This is a genomic window from Candidatus Magnetobacterium casense (assembly GCF_000714715.1).
GTDB classification, from domain to species: Bacteria; Nitrospirota; Thermodesulfovibrionia; order Thermodesulfovibrionales; family Magnetobacteriaceae; genus Magnetobacterium; species Magnetobacterium casense.
In genome coordinates this window covers 1-20,590 of the sequence record NZ_JMFO01000042.1, presented here as the reverse complement: position 1 = coordinate 20,590, position 20,590 = coordinate 1, and the positions used below count along the sequence as shown (strand labels likewise).

The following is a 20,590-nucleotide window of genomic DNA, read 5'->3' as shown; positions in this document are numbered from 1 at the left end:
GTTTTACCAATGTCCACTGCAGAGGCTATAAGATATAATGAACGTACTACAATCGAAAGAGTCAATGGTAGATTGAAGACCGAATTTGGTGGAAATAATGTTTTGGTAAGGGGAAGCATGAAAGTAAAGATGCACTTGATGATCGGAATTGTTGTCTTATTTGCCGATCAAATGTTAAAACTGATAACCTAAACGATAAAAGATACCTAAAAAAAGGTTGTTTTAGCATTATGAGGGAGAAATGCGTCTAAAATCAGAACAAATTGGCAATTATGTCCGATAAAATAGAAGATTTGGAGATTTTTATGTGAGTGAATAAAATTTAGACCTCATTAAAGATGAGAGAGTAGATATTTGTAGGGATTTTTGATTTCTTTTTGCAAGAGGCTCATAGAATACAGACTGAGAAAAAAGCTCGAACAATTGAAAAAAGGGCGTAGTAAATTACCCGGAAAGGCCGTTGTGGTAGGATTTTGTGAGTCATTAATTTTAATGGAAGATATGGAGGATAGTTGATGAGCTGGTCAGAGCACCATGAGAGAAGCTGGAAACTTGCTTCCGAGGCAGAGATAATGACCCGTCAGAACCAACCTGACAGAGCACGAGTACTGTATATGCAGGCTGCGCAGGAAGAGGAAGCAGCCGTTGGCTGTGTGGATAAGAGCAAATCCAGAACCTTGGAGATATCCGTGGTAAGCGCCGTATCTTTATGGTATAAGGCATGTAATTTTGAGGTGGCACTACAACTGGCCAACACTTGGCTCCAATATCGTGACCTTGCCGACTTTGCCAGGGAAGAACTCAACGAGTTACTACATGCCATAAAGCAAGCAATGAAACCTGATCACGGAAAACAACAAGAAATTGGCGATAGTTGTATCAAAAGCCCAGTTGCTGATGTTTCTTTAGCAACGCAACAATCAAGCCACAGTGTGGTGCATTTCCAGGGTGAGATTGTCGCTCAGAACTTCCATCACAGACGACATTACCGTAACACAGAGAAAAAAGAATATCAATCAGACTACAGGGGGATTGCATTTTTTAAGATGTCGTTGAACGAGTATATGCACAAAAAGTCAACTGCCCGTTGTAGTGCTAAAAACAAAAGGTATCCTAAGACACCTTCATATTTTTGTTTTACAAACGTTAAATAAATCCCCAAACACCAGAGTTAGTCTTTATAGTACGTATAGAGGGTGTGACCGCGTATTATAGCAACTGGTGTCACACCCACCCCCGTTCTTTTTTTCGCTTATTTTTTTCAAAATTGCCTCTGAATATGTGATACAATAAAGACGTCATGTTTAACGAAGAGACCCAAGATGCGCTCTTGCAGGAGTTTATGTCTGAAAACGGTGAATCCCTTGATCAGATAGAGCGCTATCTGCTAAAGCTGGAGAGCAGTCCGGCAAACAAGGAGCTGCTCAACACGGTCTTTCGCTGTATGCACACCATCAAGGGCAATTGCCGGATGATGGGCTTTGTTGGGCTTGAGGAGCTGACCCACTGTGCGGAGAACGTCCTGCAGATGATCCGGCAGGGGGAGCTGTCGATGACCCGTGAGATGGGCAGTGCGCTGTTGGCGGTTGTGGACGTTGTCAGAAGGATGCTGCAGGTCATTGAAAAGACCGGCCAGGAGGGGGACGTGGACTTCAGTACGCAGATTGACAGGCTACAGAGCCTGCAGGCAAAGGCCAGTGTCACGCTCGATCTGACCCAACCAGATGGCATCGACGATGAGTGTAGCAGCATAACGGATGCCACGCCGCTCAACATCGAAACCATACACCTGCCCATCAAGCGCCTCGATGGCTTAATGAACATCGTCGGTGAGATGGTGGTTACGTTTAACCAACTGCGATACGCCATCACGCACAATCAGGGGATGTCACCGCAGGGCATTGAGGAAATGGAACAACACCTGCACACCCTGCAGGATGAGGTCATCAAGTACCGCCTTCAGCCAATTGGACGCATCTGGGAGACATATCATCGCCTGGTGAGAGACCTTTCCGTGGAATCCGGCAAGAAGATTTATCTGCATATGAGCGGTGAGGACACGGAGGTTGATCGCAGCGTCCTGTTGTCGATCAAGGACATACTTGGGCATTTGATCCGCAATGCCGCAGACCACGGGATCGAATCCCCGGAGGTTCGGCAGTTAAAGGGGAAATCGCCGCTGGGTAGGATAGAGCTTTCGGCAGGGCAGAGGCACGGTCAAATATTTATCGACGTTGCTGACGATGGCGCCGGTATTGACGTCAACCGCACCAGGGCAAAGGCCGTGGAGCTTGGTCTGCTCACGCCTCAGCAGGCCGAGGGCATCGGCGACAACGAAGTTTTTAGGTTTATCATGGAGCCCGGATTTTCCACTGCCCAACGTATAAGCAAGATATCCGGTCGGGGGATGGGCATGGATGTGGTCAAGAGGGAGGTCGAAAAGGTCGGCGGCACGATCTCTATCCTCAGCACGACAGATGAGGGCACACGTTTTAGCATCCGCATTCCGCAGGCAATGGCGATAGTGCCGGTTCTGCTGGTGCGCACTGCCGGGCAGCGGTTTGCGTTGTCGCAGGCCGACATCGTGGAGTTGCTGTCGTTTTACGACGACGATGTCCGAACTAACGTACAACGGAAGATGCACCGTCTTATGGTGCGTGTGCGTCAGCGTCTGGTGCCTCTGTTGCGGCTTGAACAGGTCATCGGTGGGGGCACGGAGGTCGATCACACGGAGGCATTCCGGGCAAAGAGGCAGTGTCATGTGGTGTTGCTGCGTTGTCAGAGCGGGGACTTTGGTCTGGAGGTCGAGGAGATCGAGGAGCAGATCAGCCTGGTTATCAAGCCGTTGTTGCGCATGTTTGCCCACATAACAATCCTTTCGGGAAGCGCTATCATGCCCGATGGCAGTGTGTCGTTTTTGCTCAATGTCTCGGAAATAGGCAAACTCGTTTTGATTGCACAATTGTAAGCAATTACATTATAATAAAGCTATGAAGTTTGTAGATGTAAGAAACGACGTAGCATTCAAGAAGATATTTGGCAATGAAAACAAGAAGGGGATATTGATATCTTTCTTGAATTCCGTGCTGGACTTAAGCGGGGACAGGGTTATCGATGACATAACGATATTGAATCCTTATCAAGCGCCGGATATTACAACCTTAAAAGAGAGTATCCTGGATATAAGGGCAAGAGATAAGCGGGGCATAATATTCATCGTAGAGATACAGATTCAAAAGAAGGCAGGATTTCAAAAACGTGTGCTTTATTATACCAGTAAGGCCTATATTGTTCAACTGGATAAAGGAAACGACTATCCTAAGTTAAATCAGGTGATATTTATAGGAATAGTGAATTTTAACGCATTTGATGGCAGTGATTATCTGACACGGCATAGGATATATTTCATAAAGAATGCCGGTTCCATGCAGATAATGCCTGCGAGTGCTAACTTTGACGAGATAAGGGAGGCCTACGAAATAGCAACGGAGATGCTGTGGGATAAGAAAGAGCTTGAGGTATATGAGTATTGGCAGATGAGGTCCAATGATGAGACATGGGCATTTGTTGAGGGAAAAAACGAAGGGAAAATCGAAGGCAAGCTCGAAGGGCTGCTTGAGGGAATAGCGATAGTGCTTGAAATGAAGTACGGAGACAGAGGGACTGCCCTTATGGGACGCGTCAGAGGGCTTGGAACCATAGAGGCATTGGAGAGGTTCAAGGGGGTGTTAAAGACGTCTGTCTCTATAGAGGAGTTGAAGGGTTTTTTCGAGTAAGTGAGGGTTATTACCCCACGCATGTATTTCACGGTACAGGTTCATTCGGCAATGCTATTCTGTGTTCTGTGGGGTGCATAAAAAAATGGTGGCTATATGGATTCCTGCTTGCGTATGCACCCTTCTTAGCTCAATTGCACAGAGTTAATGTTATAATATCAAAGAGAACACATAAGGATTGAGCAAAGACATTGGAAGACATTAACAGACGTCTGATATTTGTTGTTACTGCCGTTATCGGGATGACAGTGGCGATGCTGCTTTACCTTTATCTCTTTGCCACCTCCAACTCCGTGGGCAAGGAGGCCAAGGTCTATGAGCTGACCTTTGGCCATAACATGCCCCCCGATAGCGCCATGCACACCGCCGCACAAAGATTCTCCGATACCGTCAGCGAAAGAACCAAAGGACGCTTGAAGATCAAAATCTTCCCAGCACAACAGTTGGCTAACGACCACCAGATGATTGAAATGGCTATCGACGGACAACTCGATATCCTGCTGTCTCCAACTGCCAAGTTGAGCATGATACTGCCCGCCCTGCAGTACGCAGACATCCCGTTCCTGTTTCCACATACGGAGGACGCCTACGCAATGCTCGATGGCAAACCCGGTGCCCTGCTCCTGGAAAGACTCAGGGAGCAAGGACTTGTTGGGGCCGCATTCTGGGGAAACGGCTTTAAGCAGTTCACCGCAGACAGACCCATAAGTTCCCCAAAGGACTTTAACGGCATGAACATCCGCATAATGAAAAGCAACCTCATCATGGACCAGTTCCTTGCCTTTGGCGCAAACCCTATCCCGATAGACTTTCATCAGACATACAAGGCGCTCAAGGACGGGGTCGTCAATGGCCATGAAAACCCCATCGCCGCCATCTACGCACTGAAGTTCTATGAGGTTCAATCCCACCTGATAATAAGCAATCACGCCTACCTGGCATACGTCTTCTGCTTTAGCAAAAAGACGATCGACTCCCTGCCTGGCGACATTATACAGATACTCATGGCAACCGCTAAGGAGTTTACACCGTTTGAGAGAGAACTAATCGCCAAAAAGGAAGCAGAACACATCAAAGCCATCAAGGAAACAGGCGTTGACGTCAGCTACCTCAGTGAGCAACAGAGCAAGGAATTTCAAAGGACAACCAGACACATCGTCGATAAATACGCCACTACCGTAGGGGAAGACGTCATTGGTCTCACACGGGAGTACCTTAAGCACAAGTACAACTACACGGAAGAGGAGGATATCATAATCGGCCTCAACGCCGACATGAGCATGGGTTCTTCCCTGACGGGCATGGCCATCAAGCGTGGCATGGAGCTTGCTATAAACGAAATCAATGCCCACGGCGGCGTGCTTGGCAAAAAACTGTCTGTCGTAGTAATGAACCATACCGGGATGTCTGCCATTAGTAAACAAAACATCGCCTACCTTAGTAAGATGAAAAACCTGGTGGCAATAATGGGGGGCCTTCATAGCTCGGTAGTCTTGGCCGACCTGGAGTTAATTCATAAGGAAAAGATCGTATACCTCATCCCATGGGCTGCCTCAGACAATGTCACCAATAATCCATATAAACCCAATTATGTATTCAGGGTCTCTGCCAATGATGCCGAGGCAGGGCCTTTTCTTATACGGCAGGCATTAAAGAAATCCAAAAAAATAGCCATCTTGCGTTTAAATACCCTCTGGGGCAGAGAAAATGAAAGGGTACTGGTAGACTACCTCAAGGACAATAACTTAACGCCATGCGCCATAGAGTCTTTTAACGTGGGCGAAGATAACATGCTCAAGCAAATCAGCAATATCGAGAGAGCCGGAGCCGAGGTGCTGGTGCTTATAGCAACTGCTCCGGAGGGGGCGGCAATTGTCAAAGGTCTGGTACTACGACAACAGAAGATGCCAATCGTCGCCCATGGCTCTATTACCGGGGGATATTTCTGGACAGATGTAAAAGAACAACTAAAAAACGTGGATTTAACCTTTTTTCAGACCTTTTCCTTTCTAAATCCTAAGAATGAAACAACCGGGCGTGTACTCAAAGACTATATGGCCACCTACCACGTCAGCTCACCGCAGGAGATACCCGCGCCGGCGGCTACGGCTCAGGCCTATGACCTGGTCCACCTCCTGGCAATGGCAATCAACAGCGCAGAGACCATTGACCGCCCATCCATACGTAACGCCCTCGAAAATATTCAACACTACAACGGCATGATGAAGACATACTCACCACCGTTTACAAAGAAAAGGCATGACGCCCTCAACGTCAATGACTACTTCATGGCCACGTATGACACGGATGGTGCCATAGTGCCCATCGGCAAGGGGGCAAAGTGACGGGTAAGCCTCAGAAAAAAGGCCTGAGAAACAGACTCCTCTTGCAGCATATAACGATTATACTGAGCCTGCTGGTCTCCGTCATCGTTACGGTTGCCATACTGCTGGAGAGGACCCTCACCGCCGAGTTAAATAATGACCTAAAGATATATAATGAACACTGCATTATGAATCTCCAGCAGCGAATATCCTATCTCTTTGATACCGCTAACCACTTCAGCAAGAATCCATTTGTAGTCAACGCCTTGCTCGATCCCCAGGGAAGGGCGGATTACCTGCCTAAGTTGATTAACAGTTTCGCCAGGAATGATGTCCACGCTGTAACCATGGTGCGTTTTGACGAAAGCGTTGCTTACTCAACCCTGGCCAATCCACCTGATTATTCAAGGGCGAGGTTCTTGCGAGTGACCCTGGCTGTTGGGGAACCAAGATTTTACGTTGCCGACAATAACAATCTGGTCTACATCGTTCCGATAGAGTTCTACAACACCACGCAGGGGGCGCTGGTCATCGAGTATGACCTGGTGAGCATATTTGGCGACATCCTGCCCAGGGAGGCCTTTTTTTACAGACTGTATGCCAATAATGTCAGGATTACGGATAAGAACTTTAAGGCAAGCAGTTCATATATAGTAGTCAGGAACTATGCCACTAGGAGCTATTTTATCCTTGACAAGCTGAAGATATCCGTTGAGCTTGGTGCACTAAAATCCACGTACAGAGAGGTCATATGGGATGCTATTATCAAGCTGTTTCTTATCGGTATTTTTTTTATTATCGTTGCCGTATTCATTGCCATCAGGATGGGACACATCGTGTGTGATCCGATCCTGACGCTGTGTGCGCGTGTTGAGAAGGCCTCAAAGGATGAGTTTATCAAGTGCAGCCCGTTGGGGACTAAGGATGAGCTGGAGCTCCTGGCCGGCCTCTTTGACAAAAGGACAGAGCAGCTCGTCTCTGCCAAGGATAAGCTGCAAAGCAACTATGAACTCCTGCAAGAGGAAATCGTGCAACGCAACAAGGCAGAGGCAAGCCTCAAGAGCGCCTACGATGACCTGGAGCTACGTGTCCGTCAGCGCACGGCAGAGCTTGCCGCCGCCAAGGAGGTCGCCGAGGCTTCCGACAAGGCCAAGTCCGCGTTTCTGGCAAACATGAGTCATGAAATCAGAACCCCCATGAACGCCATACTGGGTTTCCTGGAACTGGTACTGGATGGTTACAACCTCTCAGAACTCGACAGACAGTACCTGGGCATTGCAAGGAAGTCGGCGCATGCCCTGCTGGGGTTGATAAACGACATCCTGGACGTCAGCAAAATGGAAAGCGGTAAGATGACCCTGGAGCTAAAGCCCTTTAACCTCAACGACCTGCTCCGGAGCGTGCATCAGATGTTTGAAGTCAAGGTACGTGAAAAGGGGCTTGACTTCACCTGCAATATTGCCCCTAAACTCGATGGCAACTTCATCGGCGACCCCCTGCGCCTGCGGCAGATAATCATAAACCTTGCAGGTAACGCCATCAAGTTCACCGAACGAGGCAGCGTCGGCATAGAGGTACACCCACACACAGAGGGTGACTTCATACACTTTGCCATCACCGACACGGGGATCGGTATACCCGCTGAGAGGCTGGAGGGGATATTTGATGCCTTTACCCAGGCCGATGGCTCGATGACCCGGCGTTTCGGTGGCACCGGCCTCGGTACGACGATATCCAAGCAGTTGGTTGAGATGATGGGTGGCCGCATCTGGGTCGAAAGCGAACCGGGTAAGGGGAGCACCTTTCACTTTATCGTTGACGTAAAACGAACGGATAAAGACTCACAGTACCTTGTTCATGGTGCAGACGGCACCGGTGACAGCATCCGACAGAGCAGGCCACATCGGGCATTCAGGATACTGGTGGCCGAGGACATTGAAGAAAACATCGTCTTGCTAAAAACCCGCCTGGAACATCAGGGGCATACCGTAATAGTGGCCAGAGACGGCCTTGAAGCTGTTGAGCGATTCAAGAGCGATACCGTTGACGTCATCCTGATGGATATCCAGATGCCACAGATGGACGGCCTGCAGGCCACACAGCATATACGTACTCTGGAAGCTCAATATTCTGACAGACATATACCCATTATCGCCCTGACGGCAAGCGTGATGGAAGAAGAGCGGGCGACCTATGTACACAAGGGGATTGATGCCGTTATTGGTAAGCCTGTTCAGTTTGGGCAACTTTTTGATACAATAGAAGAGATAACTCCCGATGGGGTTGGACAGGTGTCCGTTAAACCGTCGGTTGAACAGGAGACATTTCTGTCAGATAATTTGTTGTTACTTGAGGGCATAGACGTGGAAAAAGGTATAGAGACATGGATGGACCCAAAGGTCTATGCAGAGGCCTTGAGGGAGTTTTCGCACAAGTACGGCAATGCAGTCCAGGGCATATCCTCACTCATTGAGAGTAACGACATAAAGGCTGCAACGAAGGTCGTACATGCCATCAAGGGGTTGTCGGGCAATCTGGCGATGCCGCAGGTGTATGAGATCTGTCGTGAGGTTGAGCGTGCCCTCAGGGAGCAACACATTGAGCAGGTCAAGGCGTTGTTGGAGCAACTCAGGGATGCACTGGGCAGGGTTGTCGGCTCCATCGGCAGGTTACAGGATATGCAGGTGCAGGTCGCAGAACAGATTGTCGAGGGCGGACCGGATATCCCGGCGATAAGAGAGACCATTGCGGCAATGATGCAGGCCTTTGAGCAATACAGCCCCGATGATGTTGAACCGTTACTCGCTCAGTTGCAGCGGCATGTCGGTGCAGAGCAAATCGCACAGATCAAGAGATATGTCCAGGAGCTGGACTTTGCCGGGGCAAGGCTTCAAACGGTACAATTTGCCAGGACTTTGGCAATAGAAGTGGAGGGATGAATATGTACGGCGTATTGATTGTAGACGATGAGCCTGGCAACAGACAACTGCTGCGGCAGATATTGATGGAGCACTATAAGTTATCCTTTGCCACGGATGGCGTAAACGCCCTTGAGGTGGTGGTGAAGGTCAGGCCGGAGCTGGTGTTGCTCGATATCATGATGCCTCATATGGATGGCTATGAGGTCTGCCGCAGATTGAAGGCCAACCCCGCAACGGCTGATATCCCGGTTATTTTTATAAGTGCGCTGACGGATATCGCCGAAAAGGTCAACGCATTCAACAGCGGCGGTGTGGACTACATCTGTAAACCGTTTCAACGTGAAGAGGTCGTAGCACGGATTCAGACTCATCTAAACCTGTATAGCCTGCAGAAGGCGTTGGAGCGGAGGGTGCAGGAGGAGGTTGACAGGCGTCGCCTTGAGGAGCAGATGCTGGTGCAGCAGTCCAAGATGGCGGCGATGGGTGAGATGATTGGTGCCATTGTTCACCAGTGGAAGCAGCCGCTAAATGCCCTCAGCCTCACCATACAGGATTTGGAGATCGCCTTTGATATGGGCGAGCTTAATAAGCCGTACATTGAACAATCGGTTGCACAGGGCATGGCGCTGATCAAACACATGTCCCAGACGGTGTCTGACTTCCAGAACTTCCTCAAGCCCTCCCACCACAAGGATACGTTTAGTGTTGCGGAGGCATTTTATAGCGTAGCCTCTCTATTTTCCGACCAACTGAAGAAGGACAACGTTGCATTACGGTTAAACTTTCCCAGGACACTTGGGTTGTATTCAAGCGGATACATCAACGAGTTCAAACAGGTAATCCTCAACCTCATAAACAACAGCCGGGACGCCATCAAGGGACACAAAAAGAACGGAAATGCTGCCTATGAGGGGTGGATCACGGTTGACATTGAGGGTGCCGGCGACAAGGTGGTTGTGCGTCTGTGCGATAATGGCGGGGGAATTGACCAGTCCGTGCTCAACAGGCTATTTGAGCCATACGTCACGACCAAGGGGGATGGCGGCACGGGGATTGGGTTGTACATGTCAAGGGCTATCGTAGAGGGAAAAATGGAAGGAACGATATCCGTATCGAACACGCAGGTTGGTGTGGAGTTTGTCATCACCCTGCCGCTTACAACAGGTACATAGACACGGTTACGGGGGGGACCGTCACGGAGTTTCTTTCTGCATCTTTGACAGGTCATCGCTTGTCCGGGACAGGCGTGTTATGAGGGTCTTGAGGAACATCTTGTTAAACCGTATCTGACACTGTGGCGACGTCCTGTCGATCATCGTCCCGCTGATCTTGAGCAGTGTCACATCGGTGGCGGAGATGATGCTTGCCGAACGTTTGGCCTTGGTGATAAAACCCATCTCACCGAAGCAATCGCCCGTCTTGAGGATTACCAGGGGTCTGTCCCCCTTTTTGACCTGCACCTCGCCCGATACTATTATAAAAAATGAGTCATCGATATCGCCTTCGGTGATTATGGGGTCATTTGCGGGGTGCTCGACCCACGAGCTGGCTCGCATGACCTCGGACAACTCGGAGTTAAAAAACCCCTTGAAGAATTCCAGCTTCCTGAGCATTTCATGCCGCACCTGTTCCTTGATAACCCTGTCGGCATGTTTGAGGTTCTTCATGGCGCCTACCAGGTCTGCGGCAAAGTCGATGCCACGGGGGTAGCGTTGCTGGGGGTTTTTATTGAGGGCTTTTTTCACTATCAGCTCCAGGACTTCCGGCATATCAGGCTTGTAGACGTGCATGGGGAGGGGGTCATCGTTGATTATCTTCAGGATCAGGCTGGAGAGGTTGTCGGCCTTTATTGGTGGCATCCCCGTCAGCAGCTCGTACATGACCACGCCCAGGGAGTACAGGTCGGTCTGATTGGTCAGCTCCTCCTCCTTGATCTGCTCCGGGGACATGTACAGCGGAGAACCCATCAGGCCCCCTACCTGCGTGACGTCGGTCTTGTTGAGTTGGGCGATGCTAAAATCGCCGATTTTGACGTCGAGGTCTTCGGTCATCATAATATTGCCCGGCTTGATGTCCCGGTGGATGATTCCCAGGTTGTGGGCATAGTCAAGCGCCTTGCAGCACTTAAAGATGATTTCGATGACCTTCTCCCTGGGCAGCAGCTTATCGGGTTTGCAGTAGTCCTTGAGGCTCTTGGCGCCCTTGACAAACTCCATGACAAGGTAGCAGTGCTTTATCTCTATGCCGGCGTCATAGACGTGGACTATATTGGGGTGGTCGAGTATCCCCGCACACCGGGCCTCGTTGAAGAACATGCGTCTGTAGCGGTTGGCGTTTTCGCTGTCGTGCATGTTTTCGGCATTGGCGACCTTTATTGCCACCTCACGGTTAATGTAAGGGTCCACGCCGCGATACACTATCCCCATTCCCCCACGCCCTATCTCTTCCTTGAGGTCGTACTTGCCTATTCTAAATATGTGTCTTGTACCCATGATACCTCTGCTTTCATATGCTACGTTTAACATAGCAAAGTAGCAACCCTTTTGACAAGACCTGTTTTTTTGTATCTTCTTTATATTTCATGATAACTGTACTTTTACGCATCTTGGATTCCTGGTCAAGCCAGGAATGACCCCTGTTTGAGCCAGGGGCAGGCACACTTGGAAAACGGCTGTAACTGTCATTCCTGCGAAACATGTCCCTGGCTTGAACCATGTCCCTGGCTTGAACAGGGAAGGGAGCAGGAATCCATGCCTTTTAATCGTGAAATAAAAAGCAGGGTAGATGTGTAGCAGAAAAATAATTATTGAAAAACAGCTCGATAAGTGATAGACTATTATATATGAATCAAAGCAACAACATTAAGACTTAGGGAGGAGAAAACTTATGAAACATTTCTTCATGATTGTGTTGGTTGTATTTGTCACTTTAATAAACACGGGGGAGGCTTATAGCGTAAACACTGAAAATTATACCTCGTCACTGGGGACAAACGTTGTGGCGTTTAACTATTGGTCTAATGACTGGGTGTTTATTGATACCTTTCCCAAGTCGAGACAATGGGTGTCCAGCCTGTGTTCAGGTGGTTGGGATAACGGCCCTGCAATGACTAAAGACTCAAACGGATGGGTTACCTCCCTTGTCGCCGATCAATGTATTGATACGCTTATTCTTAAAGATATGAATGGACATTATCCGGCAGGGCAATATGTCATCTTATGGGAAGGCGATGGTAAATTTACTGTCTTTGGTGACTCCGATTCAGTCTTTGACTCCGAGTGGGCGGCTATCACTACAAGTAATGGCATTAAACGTTCAACCTTCATGGTATCAAATCCCACTAATTCCGGGATTTCAATGAAAATCAGGGAACTTCAACCCGGCTATTTAAAGAACTTCCGCCTCATTGTGCCGGGCGGGGTATGCGGCAGTAGTTCGAATAATCTTGATTATTTTGCGTATTGTCAGACATCCAGAGGGGGGACTGGCTCATGCAGCAGCGGTCAGACATGTTTTGATTTTGAGCAGGTATATTGGGATAGATTTAAAGATTCAACTTCCACCATGAATAATCCCAAGGCGGTATTTCATCCCGAATTCCTGCGCAGACTCAAGAAATACAGGGCTATCAGATATATGAACTGGATGGCAATAACAAACTCTCCCCTGCAGCATTGGTCTGAGAGGGCTGATATTAAACAGCAGACCTACGCTGATGCTAATTTCACCCCTGGTCAACAAGGAAAAGGAATCCCTTATGAATTTATCGTTGCGCTAAGTAATATCCTTAATACAGACACCTGGTTAAATATCCCTGCCAAGTCAACGGATGACTACAATACTCAATTCGCAACCTTTATGAAGAGCAATCTTGCCCCAAACCTTAAGCTCTATATTGAGTATACTAATGAAGTGTTTACTTATACTTCTTATGTCGACGATTATAACCATATGATTACTATGGCGAATTCATTAGGTATACCTGGTGGAGATACCTTTTTTCCATCCGGCATCAAGGTAGCAAGGTACTATTCCAGACGGGCAGGGGAGATACACTCTATATGGAGGGGTGTTTTTTCGAGTCAGCCCAGTCGTATTATCAGGGCGTTATCTACATTAAACGTAGATACCGCCTATACACAAGAGGTACTGGATTACGAAGATGCCTACAAAGACGCAGACGTCTTGGCCGTTAACGGATATTTTACCGGGAATCTATATCGTTATCAATATCAGCCCGAAATTTTAGCGATTACAGTAGACGGTATCTTCACTGAGACAAACAATGGCGGGGCAATAGTGCCGGGTTCGCAAAGCGCTCTGGATGAGCTAAAAGGCTTTTATAATGCCCTTTATGCCTTAGCGAATACAAGGGGATTAAGGATGGTGGCTTATGAAGGGGGGCAGCACTATACGGCTAACATATTTGATGGTGATGGTGATACTGAAGAGGATGGCGATCCCCAAAACATCATCCACAATAAGTTCATGGCTGCCGGTCGTGACCCCAGGATGAAAACTGTATACCTCACAAACTTTACAAACTTCAAAAACGCCGGAGGTCATGAATTTTTTCACTTTCTTAACTTGTCTGATCATACCATAAATGGGGCCACATTTGGCGCATTAGAACATCAGACCCAGAGCAGGACTGATGCGCCTAAATATGATGCCATCATGACCTTCATGGAACAAAACCCTTGCTGGTGGAGTGGGTGTGACAGGACCCCTCAGCCACCGCCACCCCCACCGGTGGTACAAGTCCCAACAATAACGCAGTTGGGTACATTAATCCTGATCTGTGTGATTAGTGTTATGATGATGTTTTACGCTCGCAGCCCAAAAAAAGTTACGCAGAGAAACCAAAAAGGTTTAGCAGCTCGAATAACTGTGGATAAAAGCAAAACTGGGGGTAAAGGGGGCTGGCCTCCTTGCAGGGGGTTCTGAAGGGGCCAGGAGCGTCCTGGAGCGAAAAAGAAGCGGAGCTGCCTTCTTTGACCGTCACAGGATTTTTTTACAGGAAAAATTTTTTGGATAAAGGACTATTCGGGTCGAAAACTGTAATCCATTAATTGTTCAAACGTATAGGGGCAATTCCTGGGTAATTCACTGGCACTAATCCCTGTTTCATTTTCAAACCTACGTTTAGCTTCTATAAACTCTTTAGTCGTAACGGTTTCTATATTATACTTCAGGCTTGGGCTGTCTTCAAGCAAACGATTAATATCTGATCTTTGATTATCTATTGTCATGCTCCAGCTTCTACAGCGCCGTTTTGGTTGGTACTGCCATTTCAGCAGGTGCTTTATTAGCACCATTATTCGGCTTGCCAGTTCTCTTTTGTTATTCCTGCCCATGTCCTCCAGCTCCTCTACTATATTTTCTATGTCTATCTCTGTGAGTCTGCCTTGCCGCAACAGATTGGCATTATGAAACACCCATTGATAAAAATCAACCTCATAGAGGGCACGAGCTGTAAGCGTCTTGCTATGTGTCAAAGTATCCATATAATGATATGCTAACATTACCTTTGAGGCAATTGTCAAGTACTCGTTCTTTTTTTCTTTACTTGTTCAGGACGTTAAGGACACGTTTTTCTATCCACATTTTGTCCCACCAGGCAACGGGTGTGACATACTGCCCGTGTAACAGCATGGCAAAATGTAGGTGGTCGCCACCGGCAAACCCCGTCATCCCGCTGTGTGCGATAACCGAGGCCTTCTCCACCTGCTGCCCTACGGCCACGTCAATGGAAGACAAGTGCGCATATAAGCTCATCAAACCAAGCCCGTGATCGATTATCACAACATTGCCATAGATGCCAATATCACCCGTAAATACAACCACTCCGGCGTTGGCCGACTCCACGGGGGTGTTGCTCAACGACGCCAGGTCAAACCCAAGATGACGACTGTGGCTGACTATCTTGCCTTCGTACTCATAGCTCCTGATGTCACCAAAGCGGGCAAAGACCTTGCTGTTTTTCATCTGCACAAACGGACTGCTCCACAGCATCTTGTTTACGCTGGTCCTGGTCAAGGCATTTATCTTCTCCTCTGCCTCTGTGCGCCACTTTTCGTTAACGGTCTTAAATGCCTCAAGCGGAGGGATGTCGGTTGTGTTCAGCATCGGATAGACTTGCTTTTTTATAAAGCTGTCGGTTATTTTCAGGGTATCTTTTCTGTAAACGGTCTTCTTTACAATTGTCTTAATTGGGGCCGTGGCCTTGTTGCCGGCCTCATCTACGGCTTCGGCAAATATGGGCGTCTCCACGGGGGTGTCCAGCCCTATGGGATAAATAGCGAAAAACCGCTGTTTGTCGGGCAAGATTTCGTTTGTTGTCGGATATGCGTTTTCTCCCACGCGCACGTAAACGGCCTTTGCATCCCTGGACTGTATCAGAGCCGATGCCGAAGAACCCTGGTCAGTTATGTAGGAACAGTCTATCACGGATACCTCCGGTGGGATCATGTCTATCGTCACGGGGAGGCGCTGCTGCGTTGTCGCAAAACGCCCCGATACCGCCTTGACTGTCACCTCCGCCTTGCCGTCGCTGAGGGAGAGCTTTCTTGGTTCAACGGTTAGCGTCAGCTCAACTGCCTTCCGTTTGGGCATATCCTTTACCAGTGCAGCCTCCTTGCCGTCCTGGGTCAACAGTACCTCGACGTACTTGATATCAACATTGCTGGTGAGTCGCAACACGATCACCTTTTTCGCCGGCAGAACACCAAACTCCTGCAGCCCCTCTATAACAGGCGCCTTCGCCCTGAAGATAAACAACACTGTACCAGTGACAATCAGCGCTGCCGCTGCTACTATTAATATTATGGTTGAATCCTTTTTCATCTTTATGGTATGACTATCCCGTAGCTCTTTATCTTCCTGTGCAAATTGCTTCGTTCAATCTGTAAGGTCTCCGCCGTCTTTGAGACGTTCCACTTGTGCTTTATAAGCTGCTTGATGATATAATCCTTTTCAAAATTATCCCGTGCATCCCTGAGGGTCTCAAAGGCAAAGTAGTCTACAGAGGTGTTCTTGTAATTTGCAACCTCGGCCCCCGTAATGACCTTGGATTGAACCATTATAAACAACCGTTCAAGGGTGTTCTTGAGTTCCCTGACATTGCCGGGCCAGTCATAACTGTGCAGTATCTTCTGTGCCTCCTGGTCGATGGTCTTGACGGGTTTTCCGTATTCGTTGGCAAAGAGGTTCATGAAGAAGTCTATCAACAACGGCAGGTCTTCCTTTCGCTCACGCAGGGGTGGTACGATTATGGGGATGACGTTGAGCCTGAAGAAGAGGTCTTCACGGAACTTGCCTTCCTTTACCTCCTTGGGGAGGTCCTTGTTGGTTGCCGCTATTATGCGCACATCCACCTTGATGTTCTTGCTGCCGCCCACGCGCTGAAACTCCTGGGTCTCTATGACGCGCAAGACCTTTGCCTGCGTGGTCATGGACATGTCGCCGATCTCATCCAAAAAGAGCGTACCCTCGTGCGAAAGCTCAAATTTGCCCTTCTTCTTCTCAAATGCCCCCGTAAATGAACCCTTCTCATGGCCAAACAGCTCACTCTCTATCAGCTCCGTAGGTATCGCCACGCAGTTGACTTCCACAAAGGGCTTGTTTGACCTGTCGCTGTTGAGGTGCAGGTTTCTGGCGACAAGCTCCTTACCCGAACCACTTTCGCCCATGATCAAGACACGTGCATTACTCTTGCCGGCAATGTCAACCTGACTCTTAAGCTCAACCATGGCAGCAGAGTCGCCGATCATCATGAAACGCTTGACGTTTTCTCTTCTGAGGGACTCGTTTTGCAGCAACAGTTCCTTGCGTTCGATGGCCCGCTTGGCGCTCAGAAGCACGCGCTCCAGCGACAGAGGCTTTTCTATGAAGTCGTAGGCCCCCATCTTGGTGGACTTTACGGCCTGCTCTATCTTGCCGTGACCGGAGATGATTATCACCGGAATATACGGGTTTATACGCTTGATCTCCTCCAGGGTCTCTATGCCGTCCATGCCCGGCAGCCACAGGTCAAGGAATATGACATCTGGCGTGTTCTTGCCGACAAACTCTATGCCCTCCTCACCCGAGGACAGAGTAACAACACTAAAGCCCTCATCCTCAAATATCTCTGAAAGGGTCTCTCTGATCCCTTGCTCGTCGTCTATTATCAGTATGCTATACTCGCTCATTGCACCATACAGTCCTTAAATTTACAACCATTCACCACAGCCTAATAACAGGGTAGCTCTATCTTAAATGTAGAGCCTTTCGGTACATTGTCACCGACCTTGATCCTTCCCTTGTGCTCCATAACGATCCTTTGCGCTATGGCAAGTCCGAGGCCCGTGCCGTTTTTACGCCGGGAGAAGTACGGCTGAAACAGCTTATCCTTGTCCTCTTCATCTATGCCCTTGCCATTGTCGCTGATCTCTAAGAGGATACACGAATGATTCTCATCCTCTTTTACGCGTATGTCTATTTTACCATTTTCCTCCATTGCCTGTATTGCGTTGTCAAAAATATTTATCAGGACACGTTTAAACTGGTCGGTGTCAAGCATTATCTCTGTAACGTCGGTGTCGTAATGCACAGATATTTCCAGGGTTTCGTACTCCCGATACAGGTCCGCGACCTCCTGTATGAGACTGTCCAGGTGTGAGGGGGCCAGCTCTATGTCGGGCATCCTTCCGTAGCGTGAGAACTCGTTGACCAGGCGCTGGAGGCCATCGACTTCCTTAACAATGGTGCTGGTGGCCTTTTCGATAATCCGGTCAAAGTTTGCGTCGTTGTTTTTCCACCTTTTGAGTAATCGTTCGGCGGAGAGTTTGATCGGAGTCAGGGGGTTTTTAATCTCATGTGTGAGGCGCTTGGCAACATCCTGCCATGCCAGGGCCTTCTCTGCCTGGATCAGGTCGGTGAGATCGTCAAAGACCACCAGGGTGCCGAGGGAGTTCCTCGCCTCGTCCTTGAGTTGGATGATAAATATCCGCAGCACCATGGCCCTGCCGTTTATGGATACCTTCATCTGCTCCCGGACGCTCTGGAAGTTATGCAGGTTGATGCCCTTTATGAACAGGTGAAACTCATCGGAATATATGTTTTTGAGTAGCTCCGTGTATGGTCTGTTGATTACGTCTTCGGCCCTCACGGCAAGTATTGAGACAGCCGCCCCGTTGATCGTCAGCACCCTGCTCTGGTCGTCGAGGAATATGACGCCGGAGTTTATGTTGTTGATGATGCTCTCCATGCACAGTCGTCTCCTGTCTGATTCAGTGTAGGCGTTGTGTAGGGAGAGTTCGGCGGTCTTTATCTTTTCGATCATGCCGTTGAAGGACAGTATGAGTCGTCCGATTTCGCCATCGCCGCTGGGGTCAACGACGGTATCGAAGTTACCCTGGGAGACCATGGTGGTGGCTCGCACTAGGTTCTGGATTGGCTCTGTGATCCCGCGGGATATCCTCATGGCTATCCACAGGGCGATGGAGACCACAAGGAGGGTGATAAAGCCCAGGATTATCAGGAAGTTTGCTTTAAGTGGCAGTTTATAAGCCTTGAGGGTACCGTAGTTCTTGTATGCGGATTGGATGTCTTCAACCTTGTTTGTTATCTCCGCGGGCAGTTTTGTGCTGACTATGAGGACCTCCGTGATGGACCCGTCCGTTCTTACGGGGACTGCTGCCCGTATGGTGTCGCCGGTGTTGCTGCTTACGACCTCCGTGCCGCTGATACCTGTGAAGGCGTTTTTTATCACCTCGGAGGTTTCATCGGTGGTTTGGCTGATTCTTTCGATGTGATATCTGTCTACGGGGCTGATGCCTTCGCTCATGGCAATGGCATCGGTTAGGGTGTTCTGCCTGACCATGTCGTAGAAGCTGGTGGCAAGGACGAAGGCGTCGTCTATGGGTTTATTTATAAACGGGGTAAACCACTTGTCTATGTAATTGGTGATCAGTCCGCTGGCTATCACAAAGAGCATGGCAGAGGGTAAAAGGGTGATGCCGACAAAGATTATGACCAATTTGGTCTTAAAGCGGTAGCCCACACGGCGCCTCTTGCGTTCGGCGTAGAGCTTGATCAGACTGTTAAAGACCATTATAGTCAGGGCAAAGAGTGCCATAAGGGTCATCGTTGACAGCGCCACGATTATAAGCTTTGGCGTTACTCCCTGTTCGACCTTCAACATCGAGGCGTCAAATATCCTGATGCCGATCATGGCCAACACGAGCACCAGCAGGGTCACAACAATCCGATAACGCTTCAGTTGTCCCGGCATACTTATTTGACCTTTATCCTGAAGTCTTCGGAGTCCTTTCTGATCTTGAAATCTTTGTCGTCGGCAAAGAACAGGACATATGAGTAAAACTGCGGCGGCTTTTGCTTTACCGACTCTATTGTGATCCTGATGAAATACACACCACTGTCTGAGAGTTCGCTCAGTGTAATCTGGATGTCCTTGATATTCAATGCCCACCTCAGCATGGAGTCAAAGGAGGAGAAGCGTTTTTCAAGGATGGTGGTTTCATTGACGGAGATGACCTTAAACTCACCCTTGACGGGGTTGGCCTTGATCGTTCTGGTGATCTTTCTACCGCGTATGAATTCATCGGGCCAGAGCTGCCACTTCCTGAAGAGGTCGATATAGAAGATGAGTTCCTTCTCCATTCCCTCGCGTATAAGTGTGAGCTGTTCTTCGGTCAGAGACAAGGTAAAGCTGATATGGGCAACAGTACCGTTTAACACAACCTCAGGGCCAATAATATCTTCCGATGAAGCTGCTCCGTCAACAGTGAGGCTCACTAACAACAATAACACTATGGTTACTTTACGCATCAATAACTCCGGTTAAAAACTCCTAATGCTTCAGTATACCATAAACACCTCGACAATGTGAGTCTTAACTTAGGTCACTCATGATAATGGCACTTGAAATTTTGATGCGTTGTAAACCCAGGCCTACCAGGCCATTGCGCTGTAACTATACGACCCCTAAACATAGCTCCTGTCCTGTAGCCTCATAGTTACTTGCTCGTATATACTCAAAAAGTAGTTTTACTTGATCATACCAATAAGACTTGCCTTTACTTCATCTATGGTATCAGACCTCTTTATTATGACCTTTAGTTGGCTAAGTTCTTCCAAGGTGCCAATATTTCTTATCATACCCATAAGTTCAAGGCCTGTATAGCCGTATTTAATCTCAAGTGCCATTTCTATCCCCTCAAGCAAACCTTTTCTCTCTCCCTCAAGCAAACCTTTTCTCTCCCCCTCAAGCAAACCTTTTCTCTCCCCCTCAAGCAAACCTTTTCTCTCTCCCTCAAGCAAACCCTCTTGTTTGCCATCTAAAAACATCTCGCTCTCTCTTATGTCGAATGTTATAGGCATGTTCTCTACCTCCTTTTTGACTTTATTGTAAATTTTGTTCAGATTTGAAAGACCTAACAGTTTGAAGACATAGTCCTTTGCGTCCTCTGGTGATAAGCCTGAAAGTCTGCTCACTATTGTTCTGATAACGCCGTCTATATCGTCGGTCATGCAAAGGATTGCTAGTATAAAGTCGTCCGGTACA

Annotated in this window: 13 protein-coding genes and 2 pseudogenes; 8 read left to right on the top strand and 7 right to left on the bottom strand. The window is 48.5% G+C overall.

Annotated features, from left to right (window positions below; translation table 11 throughout):
- The 7 genes and pseudogenes from Mcas_RS18895 to Mcas_RS14870 all read left to right on the top strand — a co-directional run.
- Nucleotides 1-192: pseudogene (locus Mcas_RS18895) on the top strand (IS5/IS1182 family transposase); the annotation flags it as partial.
- A gap of 323 nt (nt 193-515) precedes the next feature.
- Nucleotides 516-1,154, top strand: coding sequence for a hypothetical protein (locus tag Mcas_RS14900; protein ID WP_040336346.1), 639 nt, complete (start codon nt 516-518; stop codon nt 1,152-1,154).
- Nucleotides 1,155-1,300: 146 nt separating this feature from the next.
- On the top strand, nt 1,301-2,968 hold the full coding sequence (locus Mcas_RS14895; protein WP_040336345.1) for a chemotaxis protein CheA: 1,668 nt from the start codon (nt 1,301-1,303) through the stop codon (nt 2,966-2,968).
- A gap of 22 nt (nt 2,969-2,990) precedes the next feature.
- Entirely contained in the window at nt 2,991-3,776 is a 786-nt protein-coding gene (locus Mcas_RS17185; protein WP_052567543.1) for an Rpn family recombination-promoting nuclease/putative transposase, read from the top strand.
- Between the two features lie 191 nt (nt 3,777-3,967).
- A complete protein-coding gene (locus Mcas_RS17180) occupies nt 3,968-6,121 on the top strand; it encodes a DctP family TRAP transporter solute-binding subunit (RefSeq protein ID WP_052567542.1) in 2,154 nt (717 codons plus the stop codon).
- Entirely contained in the window at nt 6,118-9,039 is a 2,922-nt protein-coding gene (locus Mcas_RS17175; RefSeq protein WP_052567541.1) for an ATP-binding protein, read from the top strand. Before Mcas_RS17180 ends, Mcas_RS17175 begins: the two co-directional genes overlap by 4 nt.
- Nucleotides 9,040-9,041: 2 nt before the next feature.
- Complete coding sequence (locus tag Mcas_RS14870; RefSeq protein WP_040336344.1) at nt 9,042-10,193, top strand: sensor histidine kinase; 1,152 nt, start codon at nt 9,042-9,044, stop codon at nt 10,191-10,193.
- A gap of 21 nt (nt 10,194-10,214) precedes the next feature.
- On the opposite strand, the gene Mcas_RS14865 is transcribed toward Mcas_RS14870, so the two are convergent.
- Nucleotides 10,215-11,513 carry a serine/threonine-protein kinase gene (locus tag Mcas_RS14865; protein ID WP_040336347.1) on the bottom strand — a complete coding sequence of 433 codons (1,299 nt, stop codon included), beginning with the start codon at nt 11,511-11,513 and terminating at the stop codon, nt 10,215-10,217.
- Nucleotides 11,514-11,907: 394 nt separating this feature from the next.
- Here Mcas_RS14865 and Mcas_RS14860 point away from each other — a divergent pair, with 394 nt between their 5' ends.
- Complete coding sequence (locus tag Mcas_RS14860) at nt 11,908-13,968, top strand: hypothetical protein (RefSeq protein ID WP_040336343.1); 2,061 nt, start codon at nt 11,908-11,910, stop codon at nt 13,966-13,968.
- A 95-nt stretch (nt 13,969-14,063) separates the two neighbouring features.
- On the opposite strand, the gene Mcas_RS14855 is transcribed toward Mcas_RS14860, so the two are convergent.
- From Mcas_RS14855 to Mcas_RS14830, 6 genes and pseudogenes are all read right to left on the bottom strand, one after another.
- Nucleotides 14,064-14,528 (bottom strand): DUF29 domain-containing protein, encoded by a 465-nt coding sequence (locus Mcas_RS14855; RefSeq protein ID WP_040336342.1) that lies wholly within the window; start codon nt 14,526-14,528, stop codon nt 14,064-14,066.
- A 58-nt stretch (nt 14,529-14,586) separates the two neighbouring features.
- Nucleotides 14,587-15,867 carry a M23 family metallopeptidase gene (locus Mcas_RS14850; RefSeq protein WP_040336341.1) on the bottom strand — a complete coding sequence of 427 codons (1,281 nt, stop codon included), beginning with the start codon at nt 15,865-15,867 and terminating at the stop codon, nt 14,587-14,589.
- Between the two features lie 2 nt (nt 15,868-15,869).
- Nucleotides 15,870-17,213, bottom strand: a complete 1,344-nt coding sequence (locus Mcas_RS14845; RefSeq protein ID WP_040336340.1) for a sigma-54-dependent transcriptional regulator — start codon at nt 17,211-17,213, stop codon at nt 15,870-15,872.
- 41 nt (nt 17,214-17,254) lie between these two features.
- Nucleotides 17,255-19,297, bottom strand: coding sequence for a sensor histidine kinase (locus Mcas_RS14840; RefSeq protein ID WP_040336339.1), 2,043 nt, complete (start codon nt 19,295-19,297; stop codon nt 17,255-17,257).
- 2 nt (nt 19,298-19,299) lie between these two features.
- Nucleotides 19,300-19,854 carry a DUF4390 domain-containing protein gene (locus Mcas_RS14835; RefSeq protein ID WP_040336338.1) on the bottom strand — a complete coding sequence of 185 codons (555 nt, stop codon included), beginning with the start codon at nt 19,852-19,854 and terminating at the stop codon, nt 19,300-19,302.
- Between the two features lie 219 nt (nt 19,855-20,073).
- Nucleotides 20,074-20,590, bottom strand: a pseudogene (locus tag Mcas_RS14830) (hypothetical protein); the annotation flags it as partial.

Excerpts from the sequence above, each read along its gene's own strand:
- Mcas_RS14900 (WP_040336346.1), top strand. The coding sequence starts at position 516 with ATGAGCTGGTCAGAGCACCATGAGAGAAGCTGGAAACTTGCTTCCGAG.
- Mcas_RS14895 (WP_040336345.1), top strand. The coding sequence starts at position 1,301 with ATGTTTAACGAAGAGACCCAAGATGCGCTCTTGCAGGAGTTTATGTCT.
- Mcas_RS17185 (WP_052567543.1), top strand. The coding sequence starts at position 2,991 with ATGAAGTTTGTAGATGTAAGAAACGACGTAGCATTCAAGAAGATATTT.
- Mcas_RS14870 (WP_040336344.1), top strand. The coding sequence starts at position 9,042 with ATGTACGGCGTATTGATTGTAGACGATGAGCCTGGCAACAGACAACTG.
- Mcas_RS14865 (WP_040336347.1), bottom strand. The coding sequence starts at position 11,513 with ATGGGTACAAGACACATATTTAGAATAGGCAAGTACGACCTCAAGGAA.
- Mcas_RS14860 (WP_040336343.1), top strand. The coding sequence starts at position 11,908 with ATGAAACATTTCTTCATGATTGTGTTGGTTGTATTTGTCACTTTAATA.
- Mcas_RS14855 (WP_040336342.1), bottom strand. The coding sequence starts at position 14,528 with ATGGATACTTTGACACATAGCAAGACGCTTACAGCTCGTGCCCTCTAT.
- Mcas_RS14850 (WP_040336341.1), bottom strand. The coding sequence starts at position 15,867 with ATGAAAAAGGATTCAACCATAATATTAATAGTAGCAGCGGCAGCGCTG.
- Mcas_RS14845 (WP_040336340.1), bottom strand. The coding sequence starts at position 17,213 with ATGAGCGAGTATAGCATACTGATAATAGACGACGAGCAAGGGATCAGA.
- Mcas_RS14840 (WP_040336339.1), bottom strand. The coding sequence starts at position 19,297 with ATGCCGGGACAACTGAAGCGTTATCGGATTGTTGTGACCCTGCTGGTG.
- Mcas_RS14835 (WP_040336338.1), bottom strand. The coding sequence starts at position 19,854 with ATGCGTAAAGTAACCATAGTGTTATTGTTGTTAGTGAGCCTCACTGTT.